This is a genomic window from Ktedonobacter sp. SOSP1-85 (assembly GCF_016587415.1).
Taxonomy (GTDB): Bacteria; Chloroflexota; Ktedonobacteria; order Ktedonobacterales; family Ktedonobacteraceae; genus Ktedonobacter.
In genome coordinates this window covers 5,223,806-5,250,108 of record NZ_BNJI01000001.1, presented here as the reverse complement: position 1 = coordinate 5,250,108, position 26,303 = coordinate 5,223,806, and the positions used below count along the sequence as shown (strand labels likewise).

The 26,303-nt window shown below is 54.6% G+C and carries 21 protein-coding genes; 13 read left to right on the top strand and 8 right to left on the bottom strand.

The genetic code is table 11. From position 1 onward, the window contains the following. Window positions 1–54 precede the first annotated feature (54 nt). The 7 genes from KTE_RS21885 to KTE_RS21855 form a co-directional block, all read right to left on the bottom strand. Entirely contained in the window at window positions 55–3,186 is a 3,132-nt protein-coding gene (locus KTE_RS21885; protein WP_201384619.1) for a type 2 lanthipeptide synthetase LanM family protein, read from the bottom strand. 154 nt (window positions 3,187–3,340) lie between these two features. Further along, a complete protein-coding gene (locus tag KTE_RS21880; RefSeq protein WP_201384617.1) occupies window positions 3,341–3,535 on the bottom strand; it encodes a bacteriocin in 195 nt (64 codons plus the stop codon). A 64-nt stretch (window positions 3,536–3,599) separates the two neighbouring features. Continuing rightward, window positions 3,600–3,794 (bottom strand): hypothetical protein, encoded by a 195-nt coding sequence (locus KTE_RS21875; RefSeq protein WP_201384614.1) that lies wholly within the window; start codon window positions 3,792–3,794, stop codon window positions 3,600–3,602. Window positions 3,795–3,862: 68 nt separating this feature from the next. After that, entirely contained in the window at window positions 3,863–4,057 is a 195-nt protein-coding gene (locus tag KTE_RS21870; RefSeq protein ID WP_201384612.1) for a mersacidin/lichenicidin family type 2 lantibiotic, read from the bottom strand. Between the two features lie 200 nt (window positions 4,058–4,257). Further along, window positions 4,258–6,531 (bottom strand): peptidase domain-containing ABC transporter, encoded by a 2,274-nt coding sequence (locus tag KTE_RS21865; RefSeq protein ID WP_201384610.1) that lies wholly within the window; start codon window positions 6,529–6,531, stop codon window positions 4,258–4,260. Window positions 6,532–6,882: 351 nt separating this feature from the next. After that, complete coding sequence (locus KTE_RS21860; RefSeq protein WP_201384608.1) at window positions 6,883–7,137, bottom strand: SDR family oxidoreductase; 255 nt, start codon at window positions 7,135–7,137, stop codon at window positions 6,883–6,885. A gap of 116 nt (window positions 7,138–7,253) precedes the next feature. Beyond that, the gene (locus tag KTE_RS21855; RefSeq protein WP_201384606.1) at window positions 7,254–8,372 is read right to left on the bottom strand and encodes a hypothetical protein; all 1,119 of its coding nucleotides are present in this window, start codon (window positions 8,370–8,372) and stop codon (window positions 7,254–7,256) included. A 310-nt stretch (window positions 8,373–8,682) separates the two neighbouring features. Here KTE_RS21855 and KTE_RS21850 point away from each other — a divergent pair, with 310 nt between their 5' ends. The 9 genes from KTE_RS21850 (at window position 8,683) to KTE_RS21810 (ending at window position 16,998) form a co-directional block, all read left to right on the top strand. Beyond that, the gene (locus KTE_RS21850; RefSeq protein ID WP_201384604.1) at window positions 8,683–9,111 is read left to right on the top strand and encodes a helix-turn-helix domain-containing protein; all 429 of its coding nucleotides are present in this window, start codon (window positions 8,683–8,685) and stop codon (window positions 9,109–9,111) included. Beyond that, entirely contained in the window at window positions 9,108–9,728 is a 621-nt protein-coding gene (locus KTE_RS21845) for an IS630 family transposase (protein WP_201384602.1), read from the top strand. The genes KTE_RS21850 and KTE_RS21845 overlap by 4 nt, the downstream gene beginning before the upstream one ends. 580 nt (window positions 9,729–10,308) lie before the next feature. Next, a complete protein-coding gene (locus tag KTE_RS21840; RefSeq protein ID WP_201384600.1) occupies window positions 10,309–10,845 on the top strand; it encodes an RNA polymerase sigma factor in 537 nt (178 codons plus the stop codon). 3 nt (window positions 10,846–10,848) lie between these two features. Further along, window positions 10,849–11,694 carry a CHAP domain-containing protein gene (locus tag KTE_RS21835; protein WP_201384598.1) on the top strand — a complete coding sequence of 282 codons (846 nt, stop codon included), beginning with the start codon at window positions 10,849–10,851 and terminating at the stop codon, window positions 11,692–11,694. A gap of 111 nt (window positions 11,695–11,805) precedes the next feature. Then, on the top strand, window positions 11,806–12,540 hold the full coding sequence (locus KTE_RS21830) for a CHAP domain-containing protein (protein ID WP_201384596.1): 735 nt from the start codon (window positions 11,806–11,808) through the stop codon (window positions 12,538–12,540). Between the two features lie 159 nt (window positions 12,541–12,699). Further along, on the top strand, window positions 12,700–12,915 hold the full coding sequence (locus KTE_RS21825; RefSeq protein WP_201384594.1) for a hypothetical protein: 216 nt from the start codon (window positions 12,700–12,702) through the stop codon (window positions 12,913–12,915). Window positions 12,916–12,918: 3 nt separating this feature from the next. Next, entirely contained in the window at window positions 12,919–15,261 is a 2,343-nt protein-coding gene (locus KTE_RS21820) for a serine/threonine-protein kinase (protein ID WP_201384592.1), read from the top strand. 113 nt (window positions 15,262–15,374) lie between these two features. Then, complete coding sequence (locus KTE_RS21815; RefSeq protein ID WP_201384590.1) at window positions 15,375–16,457, top strand: lactonase family protein; 1,083 nt, start codon at window positions 15,375–15,377, stop codon at window positions 16,455–16,457. A gap of 130 nt (window positions 16,458–16,587) precedes the next feature. Next, entirely contained in the window at window positions 16,588–16,998 is a 411-nt protein-coding gene (locus tag KTE_RS21810; RefSeq protein ID WP_201384588.1) for a nitroreductase family deazaflavin-dependent oxidoreductase, read from the top strand. A gap of 101 nt (window positions 16,999–17,099) precedes the next feature. Here KTE_RS21810 and KTE_RS21805 read toward each other — a convergent pair whose 3' ends face one another. Beyond that, window positions 17,100–17,813, bottom strand: coding sequence for a DsbA family oxidoreductase (locus tag KTE_RS21805; RefSeq protein ID WP_201384586.1), 714 nt, complete (start codon window positions 17,811–17,813; stop codon window positions 17,100–17,102). Between the two features lie 612 nt (window positions 17,814–18,425). Between KTE_RS21805 and KTE_RS21800 the strand changes: the two genes are divergently transcribed. The 4 genes from KTE_RS21800 (at window position 18,426) to KTE_RS21785 (ending at window position 26,301) form a co-directional block, all read left to right on the top strand. Then, window positions 18,426–18,866, top strand: coding sequence for a UPF0158 family protein (locus KTE_RS21800; RefSeq protein ID WP_201384584.1), 441 nt, complete (start codon window positions 18,426–18,428; stop codon window positions 18,864–18,866). 89 nt (window positions 18,867–18,955) lie between these two features. After that, the gene (locus KTE_RS21795; protein WP_201384582.1) at window positions 18,956–20,530 is read left to right on the top strand and encodes a DUF2397 domain-containing protein; all 1,575 of its coding nucleotides are present in this window, start codon (window positions 18,956–18,958) and stop codon (window positions 20,528–20,530) included. Between the two features lie 27 nt (window positions 20,531–20,557). Then, complete coding sequence (locus KTE_RS21790; RefSeq protein ID WP_201384580.1) at window positions 20,558–21,940, top strand: TIGR02678 family protein; 1,383 nt, start codon at window positions 20,558–20,560, stop codon at window positions 21,938–21,940. A gap of 14 nt (window positions 21,941–21,954) precedes the next feature. Beyond that, the gene (locus tag KTE_RS21785) at window positions 21,955–26,301 is read left to right on the top strand and encodes a TIGR02680 family protein (RefSeq protein WP_201384578.1); all 4,347 of its coding nucleotides are present in this window, start codon (window positions 21,955–21,957) and stop codon (window positions 26,299–26,301) included. The last annotated feature ends 2 nt before the right edge of the window (window positions 26,302–26,303 follow it).

Sequence of the window (26,303 nt, the reverse complement as noted above, 5' to 3'; positions counted from 1 at the left end):
GCTAGTTCCTCTTTCCCTTCAAGACAAAAGGCAGGATGGCTTTACGTAAGTGGACTACTCCCACAGCAGCACCGAGGGAAGCTCCTGTGGGGAGGCCAGGTGCAAGAGGGTATAGCCAATGCCTGCCGTTCCATGAAAGAAGACCGGGTTGGGCACCCATTTCGGCAACAGGTCGTTCAGAGCCAGGCCACCTCTACGCTGTGCGCGTGCCAATATCTCCTTCGTCTGCCTAAGCGCGGCATCCGCCAGGTCAGAACGTTTCAGGCGTTGAGCCGCTGTCCACAAGATCTCGACGCGACCAAAGTTGCCACAACAGATGTGGTCGTCACCATAGATCCCCGCCTTCTGTGTAGTCCCCAACGCGACCTCAATATCGCGTCGAACCTGTGCATTATCGAGACAACCCAGACCGCCCAGGCGCGCGAGGCCAATGCCAGGAGCGCCATGACACCAGGTTGAAAGCACGACTGGCTCACCTGCTCCTTCTTCAACGAGTTCTTCGGCCCAGTTGTCCAGGGTGGGAAGAAAGGCTGCATCCTCGTAGGCGAGGGCCTCCCTTCCCGCCTCTAACAAAGTGGGGTCATGCGTGACCTCGTAGAGCCTGGTCAGGGCATAGACGATACCAGCCGTTCCATGCGAAAAGCCTGTAGAATGTCGCTTGTTCAGCGTTGGCCACGCGAGGCATCCGACCGTGCTGGCCGTCCGCTGGCGCAGAAGATGCCGAGCACAGAGGATGGCTCGTTCCAGAATCTCCTGGTCATGCGACACCTCATAGAGCGCCAGCAAACCGAGAATAGCCCCGGCTGAACCAGCGATAACATCGAGCGCGAGATCGCGTGCGATGCGTTCACGCGTCACCAGGCTCGCGGCCTGGGTCGCTACTACGTAGAGTTCTGGTAGGTCTAGAAATTGAGCCATGCGCGTCAGTGTATAGACCAGCGATCCCAGGCCAAGCGTGCCACCAATACCCATTTCATGCGCGAGCGTCTCGCCCTCATGTTGCAACGCTTGACGCAGCGTGAGAGTGGCTCCCTGCGCCAGGCGATGATAGGTCTCATTTCCTGAAAGTTTGGCGGTAGCGGCCAGAAAGAGTGCGATTCCACTCAGGCCATTCAGGAGGCTATAACGGACTGGCTGGAGCTGATAGCGCCTGGAGCGCATCTGGTACTCTGGCGCAAGCCAGGTGATACAGCCATGAGGCAGTTCTATGGCCTGCTCCGCAATGCGTTCCGCGATAGCCAGTGCCTGCCTGATAAGCACCTCACGCTCAAGATCAGGGCTTCCCTGGCGCTCCTCGCCGTCGATGTGATATATACGCGCAACACGCTTCTCTCCCAGCGTTCCAAGCAAGAATCCCTCCTGGCGGCGCATATCCTCAATATCAAAGTTCCGCAGTCGTTCAAGCACCAGCGCAAAACCGGAATGATAAAAACAGTCGGCGATGCTTTGTGCCTCGTCAAGGAAAAGCGTGGTACTATCTGTAGGCACCGTAAAAAAGGGCATATCTGCGCGTAAAAGCGCCGTCTCTTCGGCGCATTGGACTGGCAGCCAGTGTGCGAGATCCCCCTGTCCCCACAGGTAGTACTCGACAGGGATGGGATGTCGGCGCGGCGACTCCAGGAGCACCTGTCGCTGCACGCCATCGCACAGGTGCTCCGCGAGCAGTAGTTGTTGAAAGAGCGCGTGGTAAGCCCGGTCAGGGCGATAAACGAAACGCGCGAACCGCCCCCTAAAGGCGTAGAGAGGACTTCCAGGGGTAAGCAGGGTTTCACGTTTCCCCATCAACCACTGATACATGTCGACAAAACCCGTAGCGAGAATGTCGCGATACGCTTCCAGGCGCAAAGGGAGACCATTATACCTCGGTACATGCGCGCGTTCACGCATCTTCACCACCCCATATTTGAGCTGCAAAGGACGATACTCATGTACACCTTCAAACTTGAGAGTGGCCGCCTCCTTGCTCCGACCAAAGCCGCTGATATCCATATACATCTCCCCGGCTCGTGAAGATCCATCATGTGGAGTAAGTTGATCCCAACTGGCAAGGAGACCCGTATGCAGGACAGAGTATGTGCCCTCTTCCCAATTAGCGCCGGGAAGGAATTCTCGTGGCTCGGGGTTGACAAAGGGCTGGAGAAGAGCGCTCGCGTCAACCAGGACGGGATGTTCGCCATGCGCGACGATGTGATCGTAGAAACACTGCTTGCCTCCCAGCATATACGCCAGGCAGAGCAGCATCCCTGCGCGCCGGTAAAAGTTCTGCCCCGCCCGCTCATTTTCACACTCGACGTGCGCGACATACTCCATCCAACCGTAAGAGCCGCGCGGTACGACCGTCACAATTTTGAAGGGAGGCTCTACGCCCTGCTCATTACACCAGGCAAGCAAGGTAAAGTAGCTCGCCTCCATGCCAATGTCCCTGGGTTTATATACCAGCTTGCGGCCCGAGGCAAAGGTTAAGGCCATGGCCATACGCCGGCCATGATGGGGATTAGAGAAGGCAGGCTGGAGAGCAACAACCTGGCCTAGTGCTTGTCCATCCGCAAACTGCTGCTGGAGAAGCTCCTGGTCATCTGCCAATCGCCTGATAAATGCATAGGTGTTGTCGATCCAGGCCTCAACCGTTGTAGCCAGGAGGCGAGCCAGGACGCTATAAGAACATAGAAAGCTTGCCAATCCACCTCGTGCGGCTTGCTGGAGAAACTGCTGATAGAATCCCTGCTCATCGAGAGGTTGAGCCTGCTGCCTATACTGGCTGGAGAATTCGGTATAGAGCGCCTGCACTGCCAGCGAAGTGAGCGCCTGGAGCAGGTGTAGCTTGAGGCTAGTATGAGCCTCCTGAGTGAGCAAATGATACGAAGGACTAGACTGCTCAACGTAGCGCTGGTGCCCAACAATCACAAAGGGGAGCAAGAGCTCTACAAAAGGGGAAGGCTTCTCGGCAGCAGTTTTATACCATTGGTCCTGCTCGCCCAGATAGGTCTCGGCGGGAGTGCTTTCTATATATTGCACAATGTCCTGTAAAAGCTCGGCCCAGGCGGGGAGATCTTTGCGCAGGTACGGTGGACTTAGCAACCGTACAGCATCCTGCGACTCGTCTGGGATAAAGCCACTGCATTGCCTCTCGGCAAGTGTACTGGCAGCGCTCACAATGGCATGCAAATCAGCGTGAGAGAGAGGCATTGATAATGGCCCATCCTTTCTTCTACAAAGGGATTTAGCACAATACGGACAATAGGCTGAAGCCGCCTGGAGGAAGAAGCCGCCAGCATAGTATCCAACGGCCCCTTCCTCGCAGGCAGAGCTAGTGAAGAAAAGGTGACAGATTGTGAGATTACTAAATGGCAGAGAGCCTACAGGTGGGGTTACAAACCAATGAAGTTTCCTCACAGGTCACAGTACAACGCAGTCCGCCGATCACTTCCTGCAACTCCTCTTCCGTGAGTTCCTGGCCCACCGAGTTCGCCGGAATATGAGCCTCTAATGCGGTCTCCTCGGACTTCCAGGCTTTAACGATCTCTTCAATACTCATAGCGGTTATTTCCTTTCTGCTTTATTCTGCTTTAATTTTGCTTTACTGGAGTGTGCTCTACATCTTAAGGCTGGATCTTGGAAGGGCCTGGGCGGCAGTCCAGTGAAGTGTCAAGGCAGGTCATCGTACACATCATCCCGCCCACAGTCTCCAGGAGTTCCTCTTCCGTGAGCTCCTGGCCTACCGGGTTCGCTGGAACGCTTGCCTCAAGAGCCTGCTCTTCAGACTTCCAGGCTTTGATGATCTCTTCAATGCTCATGATGATTCTTCCTTTCTATGCTCTTTGTCTTCGACTTCGAATATGGCACACCTGGGCAAGTAACAGGCTCAGGCGTAGGAGGTATAGCAGGTTGGATTACACTGGAGCGATATTTCCTCACAGGTGATGGTACAGCGCTCGCCGCCAACCACCTCCTGTAACTCTTCTTCTGACAGCTCCTGGCCTACCGGGTTCGCTGGAACGCTTACTTCAAGAGCCTGCTCTTCAGACTTCCAGGCCTTGATGATCTCTTCAATGCTCATTTTTCACCTCCTTTCTCCGCGTGTTTTGAGGTTCGCACAGTTTCTACCACTCTTCTGCGGCATATTTATAGATGCGATACCAATCTATGGCAACGGCAGAATGTCTTACGCACAACCCGTCATCATAGTTGCTTAAAAAGGTGCTTAAGCGAGAGACGGTGTCACAGAACGCGTTTCCATTCACACCGGAATGCCCGGAGTTACTCGTTTCTCAGTGCTCCATGAGCCAGTTGGTGCTCAATTAATTGCGCATAGTAACCACCCTGCTGGAGCAGTGCCTCATGGGTTCCCTGCTCAACCACGCTCCCCTGTTCAAGAACCAGGATCAGATCAGCATTGCGAATGGTGCTGAGGCGATGGGCGATAATAATTTGTGTGCAAGCCAGATCGCGCAGGTTTTGCTCGATGAGATGCTCGGTCGCGACATCCAGGGCGCTCGTGGCTTCATCAAGCAGGAGCAGCGCTGGTGAATTCAGGAGGGCGCGCGCAAGCGCTATCCGCTGGCGCTGGCCGCCCGAGAGGGCGTTGCCCGCCTCAGCTACATAGGTCTCATAGCCCATGGGCATGCGTACAATATCCTCGTGGATGGCTGCCAGGCGCGCGACCCTGACGACTGCGTCATAATCAATCCCTGGCCTGTTCAAGGTAATGTTATCCCGTATCGAGCCACTAAAGAGGTTTGACGACTGGATCACACCCCCAAATTGGGAGCGTACCGCCTGGTAGTTCAGCGTATGTAACGGCCTGTTGTCGAAGAGAATCTCCCCTTGCGTCGGCAGATACAGACCCAGGAGCAGGTTTCCCAGCGTGCTCTTGCCCGATCCTGTACGCCCCACAATGGCCACTTTCTGGCCAGCCCTAATGGTCACATTGATATGATGTAACACCTGCGGCGCGTGCGTATCATAGCGAAAACAGACATCTTCGAGGTGCACACTGCCCGTCAAACGCGGGGGAAGTGCCACCGTATGCCCCTCCTGTTCTGGCGCGGTCTCCATTACATCGGCGATGCGCTCCAGGTGCGAGTGAATAAGTTGCAGGCTCTGCCCATTCGTCACCAGGGTGACAAAGGGAATGAGGCAGGCGGTACTTAGAGCATTCAAGGCCAGCATGGTGCCGACCTGCAGCGTACCAGCAAGCACCTGCCAGGTTCCAAACCAGAGCAAGGCAACAGGCGCGAAGACGCGTACCGTGGTCAGGATCGCATTAATGATCGTTGAAAGCATGTTACGCCGCACCGATATATTCATCTGCTCATAGAAGAGATTGGACCAGCGCTCAAGTGCCTGCTGCTCTGCGCCCATAGACTTGAGCGTCTGTATGCCAACCAGCACCTCTGCCATATAGCCCTCCGCCTTCCCCTGAGCCATCAACTCACGATGCGAGTGGCCGCGTACCTGACGGTTTGTCGCCAGTAAGAGCAGAAACTGGAGCGCGCCAATGCCCAACACCAGAAGACCGAAACCTGGAGATTGAGATAACAAGATGATGAAATAGACAATGGCAAAACTGCCATCGAGTACCGTTGAGATGAGCTGGTTACTAATCGTCTCGCGAATAACCAGGTTGCTATTCATGCGCGCGAGAATATCACCGCTGGACCGTTGCTGGAAGAAGCGCTGCGGCAACGCCAGGAGATGCTCAAAGAAGTCAAGCATCATATGCCTGTCAATGCGTGTCTGCAAGTAGAGCAAAACCGAGCCACGCAGGAACGTCGTCGCCAGTTGCGCGAGCAACAGAATCCCCATGCCAATACCCAGCAACACCAGAAGGTCTCGCAACGTATGAGGGATAACCTGGTCGATCACGACCTTGGTCAGCACGGGAATCGCCAGGCCAAAGAGTTGAAGCAGCAACGAGGCCACGATAATCTGGAGAAGTGCTACAGGTGATTGTTGTACATATTTTCTGGCATAGGCGCGCAACCTTACGCTCACATCAGAGCCCTGACGGGAAAAATCGGACCCTGGTTCTAGCAGGATGGCGATCCCCGTAAAGCTCTGTTGAAACTCCTTCGTGGAGACACGGGTTCGCCCGCAAGAGGGATCGACTACATCCAGGGTGGTAGCCGACCAGCGCTCAACAACCAGGAAATGATTAAAGTTCCAATGAATAATGGCTGGCAAGGGCAGAAAACGAACCTCTTGCTCAGAAACGCTGACTGCACGTACACGCAGGCCATAGGAACGGGCCACACTTACAATAGCAGAGGCAGAGAGGCCATCTCGGCCCGGACCACAACGCTCCACGACCTCCGCGACAGTGGTTACGCGTCCATAATAGCTGAGAATCATAGCCAGGCAGGCGGCACCACACTCTACCATTCCCATCTGCATACGTACCGGTACGCGCCGCCGAAACTTAAACAGAATCGCGGGTGGCGAGGCAACGCGAAGGAGAATATCTTTCTCCCTTCTTCGCGTATAATGCTCCAAGGCTGCCCGGCGAAAGATGCCGCGTTTCTCCTCTGACATGGTACTGCATTCCCTCTTTTGCTCTTTCGTTCGCTCTCGAGTACCTTCAAAGTCTAACGCAAAAAACGGCAAATTCCGCCTGTAGAATTACTGGTTCATGAAACTGGGGATATAGCCAGCCAGGAGGAGGCAAAGCCGGTAGAATTACCGGTTTCGCTATCAGGACCATTGCACTTCAGTAACCATCGAGTACTTACCACCACCCTGATGATCGAACCAGATATAGAAGCACTTCCTTTCGCACCTGCATGGACGTGGGAATTGAGCAATCACCCTTAACTTAATGCATATGGTCCATGCAAGCATGGACCATACAACTTTGGGACTGTGCTTTCTCCAAGGCTTTTCAATTTATCTGGCCAGGTAGCCACCGTTAATAAAGAGTGTTTGCGCTGTAATCCACTGAGACGCTGGCGAGGCGAGAAATTCGATCAAGGGTACAATATCCTCGACTTTTCCCAGGCGGCCAGCAACGCTTGCCAGCGTAGCACGCGCGACCGATTCGGGTTCTGGCACCTGGCAACCCTCACCGTCAATCCGCTGACTCACCAATCGTTGTCGCGCAATGTCTATATCTACGCCTATCTTCTCCCTCTCGTCCTGCATTGAGAGCTTTCACTATATCAGCTATCAGCCTCGTCCGTCAAAAAATTAAGCTTGGCCCCTTTTCAGTGAATACTCACTGAAAAGGGGTCAAGCTCATCTTTCCTGAGCTGGTTTCCTCATCCCTGCCGAAGTTGAGACATGGGGACAGGAATGGTATAGGTCTGACCCCCTACACCTACTCCTCCTTCGCAGCTATTTGGAGGGGTCGTACAGGCACCCCGCGCTGAAGGACACTCGGCGGCCCAGAACATATAGCCCAGCATCCCACTCGTGGTCCCTGCTCCGTTAGGAGCCACCGAATGCACATAGCTGCCAGTGGTATCTATGAGCGATCCACTGAAATGGTAGCATTCCGGCTGAACAGCCCCGTTGGCACTGGTAATATAGAGACCTCCGGTGAACTTGGCTGGAGCAAGTGGGGGAATCGGGGGGCTATACTGGGGCTTCCCATCAATATGTTCTTGCCAGTTCCCCTCAGCGCTGCTTGCACTGCTTGGTTGTCTGCTCGGCACCATGGCATTGGCATAATCGAGTACAGGAGTCGAAGTTGTAAGCCAGGAAGTGGTCGCCTTCGTCGTCAAGCCTATCAGCCACCGATCGCCAGCAGCCAGATCAATAGTCAAGCGCGCCGCGGGATTGCTCCCCATCGCATCGTAGGGCTCTACAGAACGATAGGCATCAATGAACGCTTGCATCCCCGTCAAATTGGGTGAGCTTGACTCCTCATAGTCAATCTCGATGCCCACTCCCAATTGTTGAGCGACCGCTGCCGCGTTAAGCCCTAACTGGGTGGGATTGGTAGTAAGTGCCTGATTCCAGGCATTGACATAGGTAATCCCGCCGATGGAGAGCATGACACGGATATTATGACTCTTGAAATAGTTCACGATATCCGCTGTCATCCCAATGGGAAGACCCTGCGTTGTTTGCGTATCTGTGGTCTTATTGAGCAATTTGAGCGGTTGAACGAAACTCAAAACCACCAGATTTACAGAGGGAACACCGTCTCCTCGATCAATAAGCCAATGATTTTTGCTATCGAACTCAGTCACACTACGTACCGTTCCCCAGAGGCATCCATCGTTACTACACTGCCAGGCACCATAGACCGAGATCGGGGTAGAAGTGGCAGCTCCTACATGGGATGAGGCTTTACTAAGAGGAACGTGGATAAAGAGCAGAAACAGTGCCGTACAGATGCCTAGTACATGAGCTACGAGCTTTTTGTGTGGCATTCTCTCCTCCTCAAAAACAGGGGATTCACATACATTAAACAAAACGTTCGTAAAATGAAGCGAAAAGAGGCCCTGCAATCTCCAGCTGAGTGGCGTCCCCATTCGCTATCCGGGGTGGTATCACCCCGGATAAGGACTGTTGAACCGATGCGAACTAGCTTAGGGGTAGCTGACCTGATCAGCAACATTGGTGCTGGAGTTCGATGGACCGCCAGTTGTGTTGATAATATGAGTAATAGTGCCAGTTCCACCTAGTAGTCAGTCTAGTTTGAAATTTATGGTATGCTGAGGAAAAACAGGAGAACATCTCATGGGACGACCAGCTCCGATGCACCTCAGCGAAGATGAACGAGACCACGTGCAGGTGTTTGTGCGACGTGGAAAAGCCAATGCGCGAACCCTCACACGGGCGAGAGTGCTGCTGAAAAGCGATGCAGGCTGGATAGATGCCGAAATCGCCCAGGCTCTCGACATCTCGGAGCAGACGATCCGCAACATTCGCCAGCGCTTTCGCGCGGGAGGCGTCGAGGCAGTGCTGACCGACAAACGGCAAGAGCGCCGACACCAGGCACTGACGGATGAGCAAGCTGCCCATCTCATTGCCATTGCGTGTAGCAAGGTTCCTGATGGACATGACCACTGGACGGTGCGCATGCTGGCAGGCCAGGCGGTCGAGTTGGGATATGTTCGGGGGATCTCGCCAGAAACCGTGCGCCAGTTACTCAAAAAAACACGTTGAAACCGTGGCAGCACGAACACTGGTGCATTCCCAACGTCGATGCTCCCTTTGTGGCGGCGATGGAAGACGTGCTGGATTTGTACGCCCAGCCCTATGATCCAGACGCGCCTTTGATCTGTTTTGACGAAAAACCGCTGGTGGTGCATGGAGAGGTCCGTGAGCCCCTGCCAGTGAAACCGGGATCTGCCCAGCGGTCGGATTATGAGTACGAACGGTTGGGGACCGCCAATCTGTTTGTGTTCGTTGAACCTCTGGCTGGACGCCGTTGTGTTGAGATGACTGAGCGACGCACCAGACTGGATTTTGCGCAGACCATCCGCTGGCTGGTTGATGAGGTTTATCCTGATGCTCGCGTCATTCGCCTGGTCATGGACAACCTCAACACCCATACGGCGGCCAGTCTCTACGAAGCGTTTCCTCCCGAGGAAGCGCAACGCATCTGGCAACGACTGGAGGTGCATCACACGCCCAAACATGGGAGTTGGCTCAATATGGCAGAGATCGAGATCAGCATTTTTGAGCGAGGCTGTCTGTCCAAGCGCGTCACAAGCTTCGATCATTTGTGGCAACACATCGTGACCTTGGCTACTGAGCGCAATACGCGCCAATGGATCTGACATTGGCGCTTTACCTGTGCTGATGCGCGCGCTCAGATGCATGATCTCTATCCTTCCCCAAAATTCAAAGTGGACTGACTACTAGCGAGACGGTGACCATATCGTGGAATTGGACCCCAGAGGTAGTGGGAAACTCTCATCGTACTTTCCTCCATGAAAGGCGAGAAATAAAACCTGGAAGTCCCGCGTCTTGAGGGACTGGGAAGGTGTCACCGGCAAAAAGAAAGAGGGGAACGGAAACAAAGGGGAATTTTTGGGAAAGGAACAGACATATTTCCTCCTTGAAATATCTAGCAAACGCGGCATTTTCTGTTAGCAAGCTCCTGCCTGGAGGCCTTTCCGCTTCATGCGTACTTGTTCACCTGGCGTTTCGCTCACATCATGCAAAATAATCTCTAGGGAAAGCATACCATGCTTCTAAGCATAAGGTCAATATATCTATACCACCATACAAGATCTCATAACGGTGAGTTTTGGCACTTGATCTTTTACGCCTTAGGGAGAAAAAGCGTATTTTTCGAATGTTATAATTTCCCGTTTTTTGCGATAGAAAGGAGAGATCTCAAAAGGTAGGGAAACAATGAAGAAAGGATTCACTGTAATAGAGCAGGATAGAAGCGCACTACTCTATAAACGGCAGGCGCCTGCCATTCTCGCCGATTTCTATCGGCAGACCGCTTCCTGGAATGACGCTGAAGATCTTCTTGTCGAGGTCTTTTTGTCTGCTCTGGAAAATCAGCGTTTTCGAGTCATCTCCGAGGAAGAGCAAGAACGCTGGCTGTGGAAAGTTGCACACAATAAGGCGGCGGATTACTTCCGCCGCCTCAAACGGCAAGCTAGCCTACCGCTCCATGTAGAGACAATCGAAGCCGTTCTTGCAGACACGGCTCTGACACCGGAGAATCGTTTATTACGACAAGAAACATATGCTGATTTGGATGCCATGCTCAAGACATTACCCAAAATCCAACAGGATATGTTGGAACTGCACTTTGCCCATGGACTCAGCGTGAAACAGATCGCGGCGGTCTTTGAAAAAAATGAGGGAGCCATCAGAATGCTCCTCTTCCGTACGCTCAAACACCTACGAATCATCTACACAAAAACGGCGAGGTGATCAATGACAGAACATAATCCAGACTTTCACCCAGAAAAAGAAGAGAAAGATATTGAACAATACTTCCACCATCTTTCATCCGAAGACGCACAACTGCTGGATGATTTGCACAATCACTATAGCTTGATGCGTGCGCGTAGCACACGCATCCTCGCACATGCCTGGGAGCGCATTCAGCAGGAGCAGCCATCATTGCGAGATGAGAACATGAACGTGTTCATTTACCCAACCAGTGAGATAAAAAGAGAAGGACGTCTGAAAGTTGCCTCAAAGAAGGTAGGTCGGCTGAGACAATTAGTGAACGTACTGGTAGCAGCGATACTCCTGACAGTTATCGTTGGAAGCATGGTACTGGTCTCAAGTTATTTTCGCGCACAAACTAACACAGGGCATAGGGATAAGATCGTCATCACAGCAGTCACTCCTTCGCCAGGGAAGGGGACAACTCCTGGTGCTCAAGGAGGTCAATCGTCCTCAACCGGAGAAAAGTCTCTCGACTGGCCCGTTGGACAGGATACCTACTGGGCCAATCGTCGCTATCATCAATTAACTGGTTACTGGATAGCCTGGCACGGCGACGCGAACCAATGGGTCTCTGGCGCACAAGCCGCAGGTTGGCAAGTTTCACAAACACCACACTTTCCCTCTATCATCGTACTGATGCCATCTGTACAGGGGGCGGGTGGACATGGACATGTCGGGGTGGTCGAGAATCTTGACACCACCAGCAGTTCTACAACAATACACACCAGCAACATGGATTGGTACATCAATGGAGGCGGTCTAAATCTTTTATCATACGCCGATTTCACCGTTGGGACGGGCGTCTATTTTATCCGGCACCCTTAATTATTGCGCGTAATGAGCTTTATACCAACCAGCCTGGCGTATGTGTTACAGTCGCGCCAGGCATTTACTCTACGCCCACCTATCATGTAACTACAAGGATGTGAGCAATAAATGAAGGATTCACACTTCAGTTCGGAGCCCCGCAGAGCAAGCCATACCACTGTGTTACGCGATCCTATTGTCATCAAACCAACAAACACCAGGAGTTCCCCGCCTCGTCACTCGCAAGGGCAGCGCATCATTATCCAGATCACAGTTACTTCGCTTTTCATCATGCTTCTCGCCGTAACGCTGCTTGCAGCAACAACGAGTGGACAGGCTGAAACTGGCTCTGGGAATGTTTTCAACAGCGTTAGCCATCTCTTTGACTCCAGGAACGACAATTCAACGCTGTTAGCTCAACAGGCTGCAACGGCGACAGCGGTGACCCAAGATGGCTTTGATGGAGGTAATCAGTCATATGCTGGAGTGAATGGAGGCCCGGTCCTAGATGGTACAGGTAATCATTTTTTCCAGGGACAATGCACCTACTGGGCGGCCTTCCGTTTTCACCAAATATACAAGGTGTGGGTTCCCTGGCTAGGCAATGCCTGGGAATGGTTGGGGCAAGCACAGCGCTATGGCTGGAAAGTTTCCGCCCAACCCACTGTAGGCGCGATCCTTGTACTGCAACCTGACGTTCAAGGGGCAGGTGCCTATGGCCATGTAGCCATCGTGGAGAAGATTAACACGGACCATACTGTGTATATCAGCCAGTACAACTGGCAGGGAGGCTTTGGTCAGCTTTCTAACTGGAATTTTTCATATCCAGACTATCCCAGAGTAGCCTTCATTAGTTTACCGTAGATATGTTCTTTTCCAGTGATGAGAAGCGATGTCAGGCCTGGCAAGAGGGCAAACAGCTCTTGACGAGTTTTCTAAATCAACCTTACAATGTTTCTGCATATAAAGATAAAAACCAGGCAGGAACGCTCCTGCCTTAAGCAGCGTTGTGGAGGATACAGAATGCTCACGGCCATTGCTTCTCAGATCGGCTCCTATCGCCTCAAACGCCAGATTGGTTCAGGCGGCTTTGGGAAGGTATTTCTCGCGGAACACACCACAAAGCAGACTCAGGTCGCTCTCAAAGTACTCCATACGTTCTCTGATGGCGACGAGGAAGAGAAAGAAGCCTATGCAGAGGCAGTCGTAGCCTTTCAGCAGGAATTCCGCATATTGTAAAAAATGCAACACACTCATATTGTGCATGTGCTGGATGGGCAGTTGGAAGGAGAAACGCCGTATGTGGCGATGGAGTACTGCTCCTATGGAGCCTTTGCGCGGCGCTACCCTCTGGGAGTGATTTTCCCGCTGGCCTTAATTGTCTCACGCGTGCGCCAGATCGCGTCAGCACTGCATTACGCTCATGAACTGGGAGTAATTCATCGCGATGTGAAACCACAAAACATGTTGTTTGGGGTCAACGAGGAAATCTTGCTCAGCGACTTTGGACTGGCGGCGCTTACGCACAAGGGTGACGGTGATCCTGATGATCCCTACCGCTTCTCCGGCACTCTATACTATATGGCGCCTGAGCAGTTCTTCGGGTCTCCGGTCCCCAACAGTGATCAATACGCCCTCGGCGTGACCGTCTACAACTGGTTAAGCGGCAACTTTCCTTTTTCTGGCTCGACCCACCAGTTTGCCGCGTATTTCCAGGGAGCAACGCCACCTATACCATTGGGCGATCAGGTGCTCGACCTGCCTGCTGGCGTCGAAGCGGTAATCATGCGCGCCCTGGCGATAAACCCCGATGAGCGTTATCCCAACGTCATGGCCTTCGCAGATGCCCTGGAAGAAGCCAGTCAGGTTAAAGCAGACTTCTATGCCCTGCCCATTGGCTGGGATCAAGAAGCCAATGCTCAGCGCTGGGCCGATCAGGCCCTGGTGCTCCATGATGCCAAACGCTACGAGGAGGCCAAAGAGGCCTGTAGCCGTGCGCTAGCACTCAATCCCCGTTTCTACGAGGCCTATGCCCATCGAGGTTTGATCAAATATGAGCTCAAAGACTACGCTGCGGCGCTAGAAGATCTAAGTCATGTGATTGAGCTTGCTCCCGACCTACAAATCGCGTATAAATATCGCGCCCTGGTCTATCACAAGTTAGAACAATTTGAGCAGGCCATCGCTGACCACACCCACATTCTTGAACGTGATGATGCGGACGCGGTTATGTATAATAATCGCGGCTATGCCTATCAAAGGTTGGGGCAGTTCCAGGCTGCGCTCACTGATTTTCAGCAGGCCCTCACACTCTTCCCACGTTTCGCCCTCGCGTATGCCAATCGGGCTGGAGTCTATCGTGAACTTGACGAATTCCAGAAGGCGCAGGACAATATCCAGCAAGCCCTGGAACTGGAACCAACCCTGGTTCTCGCATACAACGAACAGGCAATGTTATTGCATAAGCTTGGCAGGCACGAAGAGGCACTGGTCAGTATCAGGCGCGCACAGGAAATAACCCCGCATGATAGTCAGACCTGGGTCGTGCTGGGTGGGATAACCTATGATCTTGAAGAATACGAGCAGGCCCGCGTCGCGTTCACTCGGGCGTTAGAGCTTCATCCAACCTCCGCTGATGGCTGGTATCTTCTTGGATGTATCTCCATTAAGCTCGAAGATTACTCTCGTGCGCTAGAAGAACTTTTGCAAGCCGTGAAGGTTCGTCCAACCTACACGCGTGCCTATCATGAGCGTGCCCTGCTGTTGTATACCATAGAGCAATACGAACAGGCGCTGGTGGAATTTGAGAAAGCGTTTGAACTCGATCCAACAAATGCAAAGTACTGGTCTGAGTTCACCTCGCTGCTCCTCAAACTGGGGGGAAACGACCTGGTTCGAGACATGTTGCTGCGCGTCATTCAGCACCATCCAACGCTCTCCGAAGCCTGGTTTCAACTGGCATCGTGTTCCGCGTATAACGACCGTTTTGTCTCAGCGCACCAACAATATAGTAGAGCACTTAAATTCAATCCCCATAACGCCTTTGCCTACGCTATGCGCGCCCTGTGCAACCTGGAGATGAAGCACTATAATAGCGCGCTCGTCGATTGTCGCAGAGCCAGCACGCTTGATCCCGAGCACTATCTCCCCTGCCAGACACGTGGAAACGTTTTTATGGCAATCGGTCAGAATGACAGGGCCTACCAGGCTTTCAGCCAATTGATTGAAAGAAACCCAGATGATGCTGCCAACTGGCAGACACGCGCCCTTGCCTCATATCAAGCACACAATTATGCGCAGGCCATTGCTGACTGCACCCAGGCGCTCACGTTGGATGAAGAACTTGCTGAAGCCTATCTGACCCGAGCACAGAGCCAGCGAGAATTCGCGCATTTTACTGAGGCCATAGCGGATTACCAAACTTACCTGGCTACCAGCTCTGAAGATACAGATGCCTGGAGACAATTGGGACAGGTCTACGATATGCTGGGTGATGTGGAGCACGCGCAGGCAGCGTATCAACAGGCCGAGCAACTAATGACGTCGTCGCATGCATTGGTCAAACATCAGAGCAGAAGCAAGTAACCAGTAGAGGTTACACAAAGCAGTCAGGCGGTGTGACATAATACTTTCTTAGAAAGCATGCCGCCTGTGATGATATGACGCACTTTCACACATCCACGGCTTAGGAGCATTAAATGACAAATTCCCACTATACAGTCTATGTTGGCAGTTATGCCACCGCCGATACACCCGGCATTCATGCCTTTACCTTTGACACGACAACTGGAACATTGCAGGCCGAAGGGTCCTCTGCTGGCATTGCGCATCCATCCTTTATTCTCGCTCACCCCAACCGGCGCTGGCTCTATGCGGTAAGTGAACAGAGTGAACAGGTAGATGGCAAGGCCGGCGCGGTCTGGGGGCTGGCACTGGACAACATCAGCGCACTGAATACTTCGCCCCTCTTAAACAGTCAGGCCAGCGGCGGCAACTGGCCCTGTCACCTGGCGCTGGATGCCAGCGGCAAGTGGCTGGTCGCATCCAACTATGGCAGCGGAACAGTCGCTGTTTTTCCCATTCAGGATGACGGCAGTCTTGGCGCAATGAGCGAGCTTATCCAACACCATGGGAGTGGACCAAATCCAGAGCGACAGGAGGGTCCACATGCGCACTCCGCGCTCTTTACGCCTGATAGCCGTTTTCTGATCGTGGCAGACCTGGGAATTGATCAGCTTGTCATCTATGCCTTTGATCCTGTTAAAGGAACCCTCAAAGCGCACGCACAGGTTCACGCCCGGCCTGGAGCCGGTCCTCGCCATATGGCTTTTCATCCCCAGCGTCCACAACTCGCGGTCGCATGCGAGCTAGATAACACCGTAGTCATCTATGACTACACCGTGGAAGACTGCCGTCTTGAGGCACGCCAGGTACTCGAAACGCTACCGCCAGGCGCCCCTGAAAGTGCGGTCGCCGATATTCACTTTGCCCCTTCAGGGGAACGGCTCTATGTCTCGAATCGAGGCCATAATAGCATCGCAGCCTTTGCCGTTGCCCCAGATGGAGAGTGGCAGCGCCTGGCAACTGCGCCCACGGGCGGCGATTGGCCTCGCAATTTCGCCATCGCGCCCGATGGGCGCTTCTTGCTGGTCGCGAATCAGTATAGCGGCGAGATCACGGTCCTCCCAGTAATAGAGAGCGAACAAGCTCTCGGAGAACCCGTGACCAGAGTAGCCGTTCCAGGGGCATCATGCATACAATTTGTGAGCAGAGAGAGCTAGATTATGCGAGTTTGCCGATTTGTTGCAATAGCTCCTGGTTAGAGTTGTGTCCAGCGATTATAAATTCAACATGTGTTAAAATAGGGTGAGGAAACCCAATATCCAGGAGATAGATAAGGAGATACAGAGGATGAATGATACAGAGTTCATTGAGCGCAATCAAAAAGTTGTCGAGGAATTTCGCGCTAATAGGGGAAAGGTCCCAGGTTGGGCGCCTTTGATCCTCATTACAACGAAGGGGGCGAAATCAGGTCAGGAGCGTATTTATCCGTTAATGTCGGTTCCTTATGGAGATACCTATCTTGCGGTCGCCTCCAAGGGAGGCTCACCGAAGCATCCTCTATGGTATCACAATCTCATGGCACATCCCGATATCACGATTGAGGTTGGAAGCGAGAAGTTTCCTGCCAGGGCCAGGTTGCTCAGTGGCGATGAGCGGGCGCAGGCCTTCGCGAAGGCAATCTCGGTCTTTCCCCCTTACGGCGAATATCAGAAGAAGACCGCCCGCGAGATCCCCGTTTTCCTGCTCGAGCGCATCTAATTGCAGTAAAAGCATGTTGAGAATACTTGCCACTATCCACTCATAAGGGAAGGCATGGGCTTTTGCGCGATCTTGGTACAAAAGTCCATGCCTCTTAGCTCTTAGTCGTTCTGGGGAATGGCGCAGTTGTCGCCTTCACAGACGCCCGCGTCCTGCGTGTTTCCGCTGAGATTGATAAGTGGATGGGACTCGGACCACGCCTTCGTGAGCACCTCCGCAAATACCTGGCTCGGCTGCGCGCCGGAGATCCCATACTTCTCATCAATGGCGAAGAAAGGAACACCCTGAACGCCAAACATGCTACCACGCTGGAAGTCCGCCTTTACCTCGTCGGCATAGGCATCACTCTCAAGCGCCCCCCGCAGTTCATCGGCATCGAGACCAATCTCGGTCCCCAGGCGCACAAGCTCATCAATATTGGCGACCGCCGCGCCCTCGGTAAAGTGCGCTTTGAGCAGGCGCTCTTTAGCCTCATCCTGGAGGTTCTTGTGAGCCGCGAAATGGATCAGGCGGTGCGCGTCAAAGGTGTTGTCGTAGATGGCCGTGTCTAGATGATACTCCAGACCGGCTTCGGCGGCGACCTGCGTCACTCGCTCGTTCATAGCCTTTACCTTCTCGGGTCCACCAAACTTCTTCGCGAGGGCCTCGCCTGTGGTCTGCTTCGAGTCGCGGGGGGCGTTGGGGTCAAGCTGATAGCTGCGCCAGATAACATCAACCTGCTCGCGCTGTGGAAACTCTGCCAGCGCGGCCTCAAAGTGTCGCTTCCCAATGTAGCACCAGGGGCAGGCAACATCGGACCAGATTTCAACCTTCATGGATAGTTCTCTCCCATATTCTTAATGCGCGCCCCCGAATATGAGCGGGGTGACGCGTTTCATAATAACATCGCTCTATAAATAGCGTACTCTGCCATATAAGAACAATCGCCAGCGGAAAAATCTTCCACGCACACCTGTTACTCCTGAACGTGGCAATTCGAGGCGAGGCAAGAGCCAGAAGAAACGTGGCAGACACCTCTTGAATACATACTGCAGTGTTTGCAAAAGAGCAAATCTGGGTCTATACTAGTAATGTCCCAATAAAGAGACGCGTCAATATTGGAAGACCGTCTTTGCTATGTGGTTTGCGCGAATGAAAGTTGCGCAAGAAACACCGCCAACAAAGATGCATTTCTCTGCAGTGCCTCTTAAACTTTCACGACTGAGAGAAATGAGTTAAAGCCGAGTGCTTACCAGATATCGGGCAGCACCTCGGCTTTAACATTTTTGGCAGGATTTCCCATGTAGACATCGCCATAACCACATGTTTCAAATCACCTTCAAGACCTCATTCCGCATATAGGCACATGTGATATCCTTAAATTGCAATTGTACCTAGCATTTCGCACATGTAGAGCCGCAAAAAAATAGCAGGAGGGAATTTTGGTTATGGCAACCCTTCCCAATGGCAAACCCATCGATATGGATATGCTGGAAGCAGCAATGGAAGATAGCGACCTGAGCCATATGTATTACCTCAACAAGGTCACGGGCGAAGTGCTCTTCTGGTCAGAAGATGACGATGAGGAGGTGCAAGAAAAAATGGCGGCAGAAGTCGATGGAAGCAACGACTATGAGCGCATTGACCGTATCCCCTCCTCTGAGGCCTATCAATGGATGGCCGATTTCGTGGATGAGATAGTTGCACCCAAAGACGAACGTGCCGCCGAAAATTTAGCCATTGCTTTGAGTGGGAAAGGCGCGTTCAGGCGCTTTAAAGATGTGTTAGCGATAAGGGGAGGCAAGTGGCAGCAAGCCTGGTATGACTGGAGAGAGCAGCGGCTCAATGAAGCAGTGGAGGCATGGCTCAAGGACATATTTGAGCAGTAAAAGATTGTGCTGGATATGCATAGACACATATGATAGAATAACCGAAATGGGGCAATAGAGCCAGAGGTAGATAGAAGAGTTTGGAGCCAATGAATACGACTGAAGATCTTTCCATTTCTCCCGCATTTAATATCACAGATCGCTTGCCAATCTTTAGTTACCTTGTCAGTTCCAATCGCATTCGCTGGTATCGCACGATTATGCGTACCTTCCTCCAACACCATCGTGAGTTTTATAGCTATCAGCTCACGACGCAGGAGATTCGTGACGCAGTCCGTGCCGCCTTTGATCCTGAATATACACTTGAACAATGTCAGAATGACCTGGTGGCACTGAAAGAGTGGGGCAATATAACGACCATCTACGACTCCAGTCGCGCTTCCTCTATCGCCAGCTTCCTCTCACCCGCCCTGCTCTACCAGGCCACGCCCGAGGCTATCGCCATCGAGACATTCCTCGATGAGCAACATCGCGCCAGTGCCGCCAGGGGTTCGCTACGCCAGGGCGATCTTCCGCGCCTGTGGGCCTCTCTCCAGTCTATCGATGACGCCCTGCAAAGCTCTGGCCTGGATCTGGACTCCACCCGTGGACGCGAACTCGCCGAGGAATGGCAACGCGCCTTTGAGGTCTGGAACACGATGGCACGCGAGGCCGCGCAATACCTTGCGACGATGATCAGTGCCGCTCAACAGGCTCGCCCTGACCTGGAGGCGTTCCAGCAGTATAAGTCAGCGGTCGTCGCCTACGTGCATGGCTTTGCTCAGGCCTTAACCCAATATAGCAGGCGCATCCGCGAGCAACTATCTACGTGGAGAGCAACGGGTAAACAAGCAGTACTGATCGATATTGTTGCCCGCTACCTTGAGCCTCCCGCCCCAACCGCCGAGAACAGGCGCACATCCGAGGAGTTGCGGCAGGAGGCCAGCAACCAGGTCGAGGCCTTGCAAAACTGGTTCGCCGAGGGGAAGAACGCCGATTCCTTCCGCCGCAACGCCCTCGCCGAAGTCGATAAGGTCGTGCGGCGCGCCTCGGCACTAGCCGCAAGCGCTCGTCCTAACGCCAACTACGCCACGCACCTGGATACACTGGCACGATATTTGCTCACGACCCGCGATGGCGAAACAGCCCAGCAGTTGTTCTCCGTTGCCTTCGCCAATCACCTGCCAGTCCACCTGCCTGAGAGCTTCGCTGGCGACCCGAGCGCGACCTATGATTCCCAGCAGCCGAATGTCTGGCAAGAGGCTCCTGCAGTGACTCTCTACTTGCGGCCGGTCAATCGCAGCTTTCGCGGCAATCCAGCCATGGAAGATCCCATCATCGATAACCAGACCATTATCCGCGATCTCGTAATACAGCATGAAACACGGCTACAAGAACAGCGAGCACGCATTGCCCATCTCTTCGCCACCGATACGCTGGATCTTGGCGCGCTTACCCATGTGAGCGTGGATGACCGCGCGGTGCTCACCGAGATCATTGATGCCTGCCAGGGACATACCTCTCATCAGTATCGCGCCCTCGATGGCTCCATCATTACACTATTGAATCCAGGCGAGCGGATCTACACGCTTCTTCACGCCGATGATGGTACCCTCTTCCTTCCACGTTATCGTCTGTCACGCCAACCAGCAAGCGTGCCTCAGAGGCAGAGAGAACTGGTATAAAACAAGCATCCACACAGGATAGAGAGCATGCAAGAGACTGAAGTTCAGCAAGACATCCCAATAGGCGAAGGCATAGAGCCAGCCCAGGGAGAACAACGCCCCACCAACGTGGTAAATCACCGCATTCGCTGGGCAACCATGACGGCGGATCTGCTCAAGGCCCACGTGACGTTGATGGAGAAAGAGGTTATTCACTCCCATCAAGGCGACCTGTTCCGCCTGGTACAACATCATTACTATACCTTGCAGGCATGGCATGATCAGCATACAGGCTGGCGCATTCAGCGCAATAGCAGTGTAATCCGCCTGGAGCGCCATCTCAATGCCCTCACTCCTGGCTATCTCTACGAACGGCTGAAGGAGCCCAAGGATTTTGCCTGCCTGACCTGGCTACTCTGGTACTCCGAGAATCGGCAACTGACGGGTCGCGGCAATGAGCTACAATTCCTGCTTTCGCAACTGGCCGAGCAGGTTCAGGAACAGTCGGCACTCGGTCTCGATGGTGAGGAACCATTCGATTTTCGCAGGGCAGCCGACCGTTATAGTATGCAGCGCGCGCTCCACTACCTGGAGGACCTGGGAGGACTCCAGCTCGTCGATGGACAGACACGGGAATGGGTGGAGCAGGCAGGAAATGCCGATGTCCTCTACGAGTTTACACCCGTGGCACGCTCACTGGTGGCCGCGCTCAATCCACAGACCGTCAAGAGCGCGGCAGCACACCTGTCCGATCCAGCTACGGCGCTCCAACCAGCCTTACTCACGGACATGACAAGGTCGCCCGCCCTCGTACGCGCCTGGCGGGTTCTTCTGCTCGGCCCCACGCTCTTCCGCTTCGATGATCCCTCCGCCTTCGCCGAGCTGCTTACGCACGCCGACAGCGTTGCCAATGAGCTTCTTGATACCTTTGGCTGGCTGCTGGATATCCAGCGTGATTATGCCTGTATCGTACGCGCGAGCGGCATGGCGCTGGGGCCTATCGCCCCCTTTTCCCTCTATGGCACCAATGACCAGATTACGCTCCTGCTCTGCCAGGCTATCCGCAAGCAGGTCGAGACCAGTGCGTGGTCCCCGCCCGATGCCTTTGGGTGCCTGCATGTCTCCGTCGAAGATATGAGCGCGCTCCTGTATAGTGTGCGCGAACAATATGGCGAGAACTGGGGCAACGAGGCTCGCAGCAAAAGTTCACGCGTGCTACTGCAAGATGTGTACAAGAAGATGCGCCAGGTCGGCCTGCTACGCGGCCCCGACGAGGAGGGGCAACTGCTTATCCTGCCAACCGCCGCCCGCTATGCCGCTACCTATGAGAAGCCAGGCCCGGAGGTCACGACAACCACTCGCGGGCGCGCAAAAGCCAACTCGAAGCGCGCCCAAAAAACACGTTCCACGACCCTACCCGGATTGGAGTGAGGAAAGAAATATTTATGCAAGAAACATTCGACCAGCTCACCGAATGGACAGCGACGCTCGATGAGAACTCGGAAGATGCGCTTACAAACCAGGTCACACGCTTTGTCGAGGTCCTCCAGGCACAGGCAGGCGGTCCCGAAGGCTATCGCTTGCGCCGCATCATCCTGACCAATTTCTGGCTCTATGGACGCCAGGAATTTGAAGTCCCGCATGGTCGCCTCTTTCTGGCAGGCGAAAATGCCAGCGGCAAATCCACGGTGCTGACCGCCGCGCTCCCGCTCGCGCTTGAAGGCGACCTGCGCCCCAACCGCCTCGATACCTTTGGTGGTCGCGAACGCCGCATCGAATACTATGTACTTGGCGACAGCAATTCGGCCACCCCCTACCAGCACGAGCGCCGCACAGCCTATATCGCACTGGAATTTGAGTGGTGCGATGAAAACAGGCCACCCATCGCCGACGAACTACGCCAACGCTGGGAGAACGGTGACCGGACGAGCACACGCTTTCTCACCATCGGCTTGAGCATCTCTGGCAACGCCAACACTACCGAGCGCATTCGCGCGCTGCGCTTCCTGATTACCGATGGCTCACGCCTCGGCTACGAGCTTGATACTATCTATGACACGAAAAATAAGGGCGAGAAGCGCGCCTATGACCACTTGCGCTTCAAACAACTGCTCGAAGGGCATGGCATTATCTGCGAGACGCAGGCTGAATACGAGCGCCAGGTCGCCCGCTACCTCTTCGGCTTTCACGATAGCAAGGACTTCGAGAAGCTGATCAATCTCCTGCTCATCCTGCGCCGCCCAAATCTAAGCACCGAGCTCAACTTCTCGCGCGTCCATGACTATCTAAAAATGTCGCTGCGCAAGATCTCCAGCGAAACCACCTCGCGCGTCATCGGTACCATCGAACGTATCGACTCCATCCAGAGCGAGATTGAGCGCGTCCAGCAATCCTACGACGCCGCCGAGCGCCTTCACCGCGCGCTTCAGCACCTCGCTAGCGTCCGCGCACAACTGGCGGCCTGCGAATATGAGGGCGCGCAGTTAATTGAGGACGCGGCCCAGAGCCGGGCGAGCACCCTTCGTCGCTCCCTGGAACGCGCCGATAAAGAGCGCACGGAGGCCGGGCAGCGTTCACAATTGCTACAAGAGGAGCAGCAACAAATCCACGGGCAGATCAGGGCGCTGGAAACAAGCGAAGGTCTCCAGGTGGCAACCCAGCTTGTCGCGGTACGCCAGCGCGTCCAGGCCGCGACCTCACAGATGAACCTGCAACAACAGAGCCTCGACGCCGCGCGCCAGGCCAGCAACGCCAGCGAGCAAAGTGTCCAACGCCTGCAGACACACTTCAGTCGGATGAAGGATGAGAGCGCGGCTCAGTTGCGTACACTGCATACCCTCGCCGCCGAGAAGGCGCTCTGGGAGACCGCCGCGATCCAGATCGAGAGCGCTATCGCGCAGGTGAAGGCCTTCGCAACAAATGCATCCTTCGCGCCCGAAATCCCCTCCGGCGTGACCACGCTTCTCGGCACACCAGCCGAGGAACGCATTGCCTGGCTCCAGCGCCTCGAAGCCCTGCACCAGCAACGCGCACAACTGGATAACAAAGTGCAGAACGCGCGTCAGCTTGAGACGACACGCTTTCAAGAGCTTGATGAGGTACGCAGCCATCTCCAGGCGCTCCACGACAGCTCCCGCCAGGCACAACAGCAGGTTGAGCAAGCCCTTGAGACCTTCAAGCTTAATGATGACGCAGTTTCAGTAGCAACCTTCACAGCAGATGAGATGGAGCTCCTCCTGGAGAGCGATGAGGCCCAGGAAGGCACGCTGGTCGAGCGCTTCGCGGCCCTGCTCAGTGGCTATCGCCAGACCATCGCGCGCCTTGAGCGCGAGCTGAGTGAGGCCGCCGCCGAGGTACAGGACGAGATGCATGAATTGCACCTCCTCATCGGCGGCAAGACACATGAACGCCAGGTGCTAAAAGAGCTGTATGAGCGTAAAAAGACTGAACCGGAATACCAGCCAGCACACGCAGAGAGGCATATACGCGCCCGCACCCGGCTAGCGGAACAGGGCATCACCGCCCTCCCGCTCTACACCCTGCTTGACTTCGCCCCCGGCAGCGACGACCAGGAAACGGGACGTATCGAGTCCGCGCTAGAGGACGCAGGCCTGCTCAATGCGCTCGTCGTCCAGCCTTCCCAGCAAGCCGCCGCTGCCACGCTCCTTGCCAGCGAAGACCTCAGCGATTGCTGGCTCGATCTCAGACGCTTGCAGCCGCGCACACACGCATCGCAGACAAGAGATATTCTGTGTTTTGACACCGCTCTCCAGGCACCTATTGGACAGTGGGAAACGCTCACCGCAGACATCATCGCCACACTGCATTCCAGTGATATATACGGCATGGAGAGCAACGGCCAGTGGATACATGGGTTGCTGAGTGGCCACGCTGGTCCGGGCCAGGCTCGCTACATTGGGCGCAAGACACGCCTGCGTACACGGCAGCGCGAACTGGAAGCGTTGGAGAGCCAGCAGGCCCAGCTCGAAGAGGAGTTTCAATGGTTCACCAACCGTCTCTTCGCCTATGAACAACAACTTGAGCAGGTACAGGAGAAGCAAACACAGTTACGCAAAGTCCTCCCCCAGAGCGGCCTGGAAGAGGTCTACCTTGAACTCGTGCAGACCCAGAAGACACTCCACACAGCCAGAGACCGGTATCAGAAGGCACGCCAGCACACGCAAGAGGCGCGGCAAAGTTATAACACCATCACTGCGCAGCTTGAGCGCGAGAGCCAGGGCGTTTCGGCACTCGCCAGCGAGGCTGGCCGCGTCCAGGCCACGCTCTTCAGCGTTATTGAACTCAAAAACCAGGCCAGCTCGCTGCAAACACACTTCCAAAGCCTCGCCCATAGCTGGGAAGAATACCAGCGGGCCAGTGCAACCCTGGAACGGGCCCAGGCGAACGAGGTCAATAGCACACGCCTGTATGAGCATGTACACCAACAGATGCTCCAGGCCCGTGCTGAGATGGAAGAGTTTCAGCGTGTGGCCTCGCTCGCGAATGCCGAGGAACTGAGCGAACGGCTACGCGTGTTGCGTGAGCGCGATGACAGCCTCACCGGTGAGCTTGATGAGGCCCGGCAAAAACACACCCGTGCCGACGAGCGCTACCAGAATATCGAGGGCAACCTCGTAGAGATCGAGGCCCACTTACAGGAGGCCCAGGAAGAACGCGCGCAGAGACAGGCTCGCTTCCTCGATCTCCTGACAGCCTACCCGGTAGAAACGCTGTTAGCCGCCAGCCAGGCTGACACGCTGACAGCCGCGCACCGTCTGCTCAATGGCGCGCTCTCCGAGAGCGAGGTTCCGCAACGTAAAGAACGACTCGAAAACGAGTACCGTAACGCCTATAACGACCTTGCGAGGAGCTTCAATCAGGAGCAATCGCAACTCCTCGAATATGGGCCAGACCTCGACGGGCAGGGGCGTGTACATTTCCTCCATGAGAACCAAAGCCGCCCTATCGAACTACTGAAGATCCTGAGCGAGCGCATTGAGATGCAGAGAACCCTGCTCGATGAGCAAGAGCGCCAACTCTTCGAGGACTTCTTGCTACAAGAGATCGCCGAGGCCATCCGCATGCATATTCTGGAGGCCGAGGAATGGGTGCAGCAAATCAACACTGTGCTCAGCAACCTGCCAATGATTGGCGAACACTACGCCCTGCAATGGAAGCCGCCAGCCGAATACGACCAGACGCGCCTGGGCAGCCAGCTCGCACAACAGCATCGCCTCCTGCGCAAGCCAGCCCAGGCCCTCACCGACGAGGAGAGCGACGCCTTGATGAACGCATTCCGCCGCGAGATCGAGGCGGTTCGCCTGCGTCAGCAAGAGTCTCCCGATCTAAACTTTATGGAGGCCCTGGAGCAGATCTTCGATTATCGCGAGTGGTTCCACTTCGACGTCTGGGTGACGCCCATCGGGGGCCAGCGCCAACGCCTGACGGACCGCCTGGCAGGCACACGTAGCGGCGCCGAACAGCTCTTCGCGCTCTATGTGCCGCTCTTCGCCGCGCTGGGCGCACTCTATGGCAGCGCCAGCCCTGGCGCCCCTCGCCTCCTCGCGCTCGACGAGGCCTTTGATAAAGTAAGCGCCAGCAATACCCAGCGCATCATAGAGTTCCTGGTATCACAAGGCTTCCAGTGGATCATGACTGGCCCACAGGTCAGTGGCGCGGGCTCCAAAATTCCCGCCAGCGCGCGCTACCTGATGATTCACGACAAAGGCTCAGCGATAGCCACCGCCTCCGCCTCATTCTGGAGCGATAAAACAGGTATGCAGGCTGAATAAAT

Excerpts from the sequence above, each read along its gene's own strand:
- KTE_RS21885 (WP_201384619.1), bottom strand. The coding sequence starts at position 3,186 with ATGCCTCTCTCTCACGCTGATTTGCATGCCATTGTGAGCGCTGCCAGT.
- KTE_RS21880 (WP_201384617.1), bottom strand. The coding sequence starts at position 3,535 with ATGAGTATTGAAGAGATCGTTAAAGCCTGGAAGTCCGAGGAGACCGCA.
- KTE_RS21875 (WP_201384614.1), bottom strand. The coding sequence starts at position 3,794 with ATGAGCATTGAAGAGATCATCAAAGCCTGGAAGTCTGAAGAGCAGGCT.
- KTE_RS21870 (WP_201384612.1), bottom strand. The coding sequence starts at position 4,057 with ATGAGCATTGAAGAGATCATCAAGGCCTGGAAGTCTGAAGAGCAGGCT.
- KTE_RS21865 (WP_201384610.1), bottom strand. The coding sequence starts at position 6,531 with ATGTCAGAGGAGAAACGCGGCATCTTTCGCCGGGCAGCCTTGGAGCAT.
- KTE_RS21860 (WP_201384608.1), bottom strand. The coding sequence starts at position 7,137 with ATGCAGGACGAGAGGGAGAAGATAGGCGTAGATATAGACATTGCGCGA.
- KTE_RS21855 (WP_201384606.1), bottom strand. The coding sequence starts at position 8,372 with ATGCCACACAAAAAGCTCGTAGCTCATGTACTAGGCATCTGTACGGCA.
- KTE_RS21850 (WP_201384604.1), top strand. The coding sequence starts at position 8,683 with ATGGGACGACCAGCTCCGATGCACCTCAGCGAAGATGAACGAGACCAC.
- KTE_RS21840 (WP_201384600.1), top strand. The coding sequence starts at position 10,309 with ATGAAGAAAGGATTCACTGTAATAGAGCAGGATAGAAGCGCACTACTC.
- KTE_RS21835 (WP_201384598.1), top strand. The coding sequence starts at position 10,849 with ATGACAGAACATAATCCAGACTTTCACCCAGAAAAAGAAGAGAAAGAT.
- KTE_RS21830 (WP_201384596.1), top strand. The coding sequence starts at position 11,806 with ATGAAGGATTCACACTTCAGTTCGGAGCCCCGCAGAGCAAGCCATACC.
- KTE_RS21825 (WP_201384594.1), top strand. The coding sequence starts at position 12,700 with ATGCTCACGGCCATTGCTTCTCAGATCGGCTCCTATCGCCTCAAACGC.
- KTE_RS21820 (WP_201384592.1), top strand. The coding sequence starts at position 12,919 with ATGCAACACACTCATATTGTGCATGTGCTGGATGGGCAGTTGGAAGGA.
- KTE_RS21815 (WP_201384590.1), top strand. The coding sequence starts at position 15,375 with ATGACAAATTCCCACTATACAGTCTATGTTGGCAGTTATGCCACCGCC.
- KTE_RS21810 (WP_201384588.1), top strand. The coding sequence starts at position 16,588 with ATGAATGATACAGAGTTCATTGAGCGCAATCAAAAAGTTGTCGAGGAA.
- KTE_RS21805 (WP_201384586.1), bottom strand. The coding sequence starts at position 17,813 with ATGAAGGTTGAAATCTGGTCCGATGTTGCCTGCCCCTGGTGCTACATT.
- KTE_RS21800 (WP_201384584.1), top strand. The coding sequence starts at position 18,426 with ATGGCAACCCTTCCCAATGGCAAACCCATCGATATGGATATGCTGGAA.
- KTE_RS21795 (WP_201384582.1), top strand. The coding sequence starts at position 18,956 with ATGAATACGACTGAAGATCTTTCCATTTCTCCCGCATTTAATATCACA.
- KTE_RS21790 (WP_201384580.1), top strand. The coding sequence starts at position 20,558 with ATGCAAGAGACTGAAGTTCAGCAAGACATCCCAATAGGCGAAGGCATA.
- KTE_RS21785 (WP_201384578.1), top strand. The coding sequence starts at position 21,955 with ATGCAAGAAACATTCGACCAGCTCACCGAATGGACAGCGACGCTCGAT.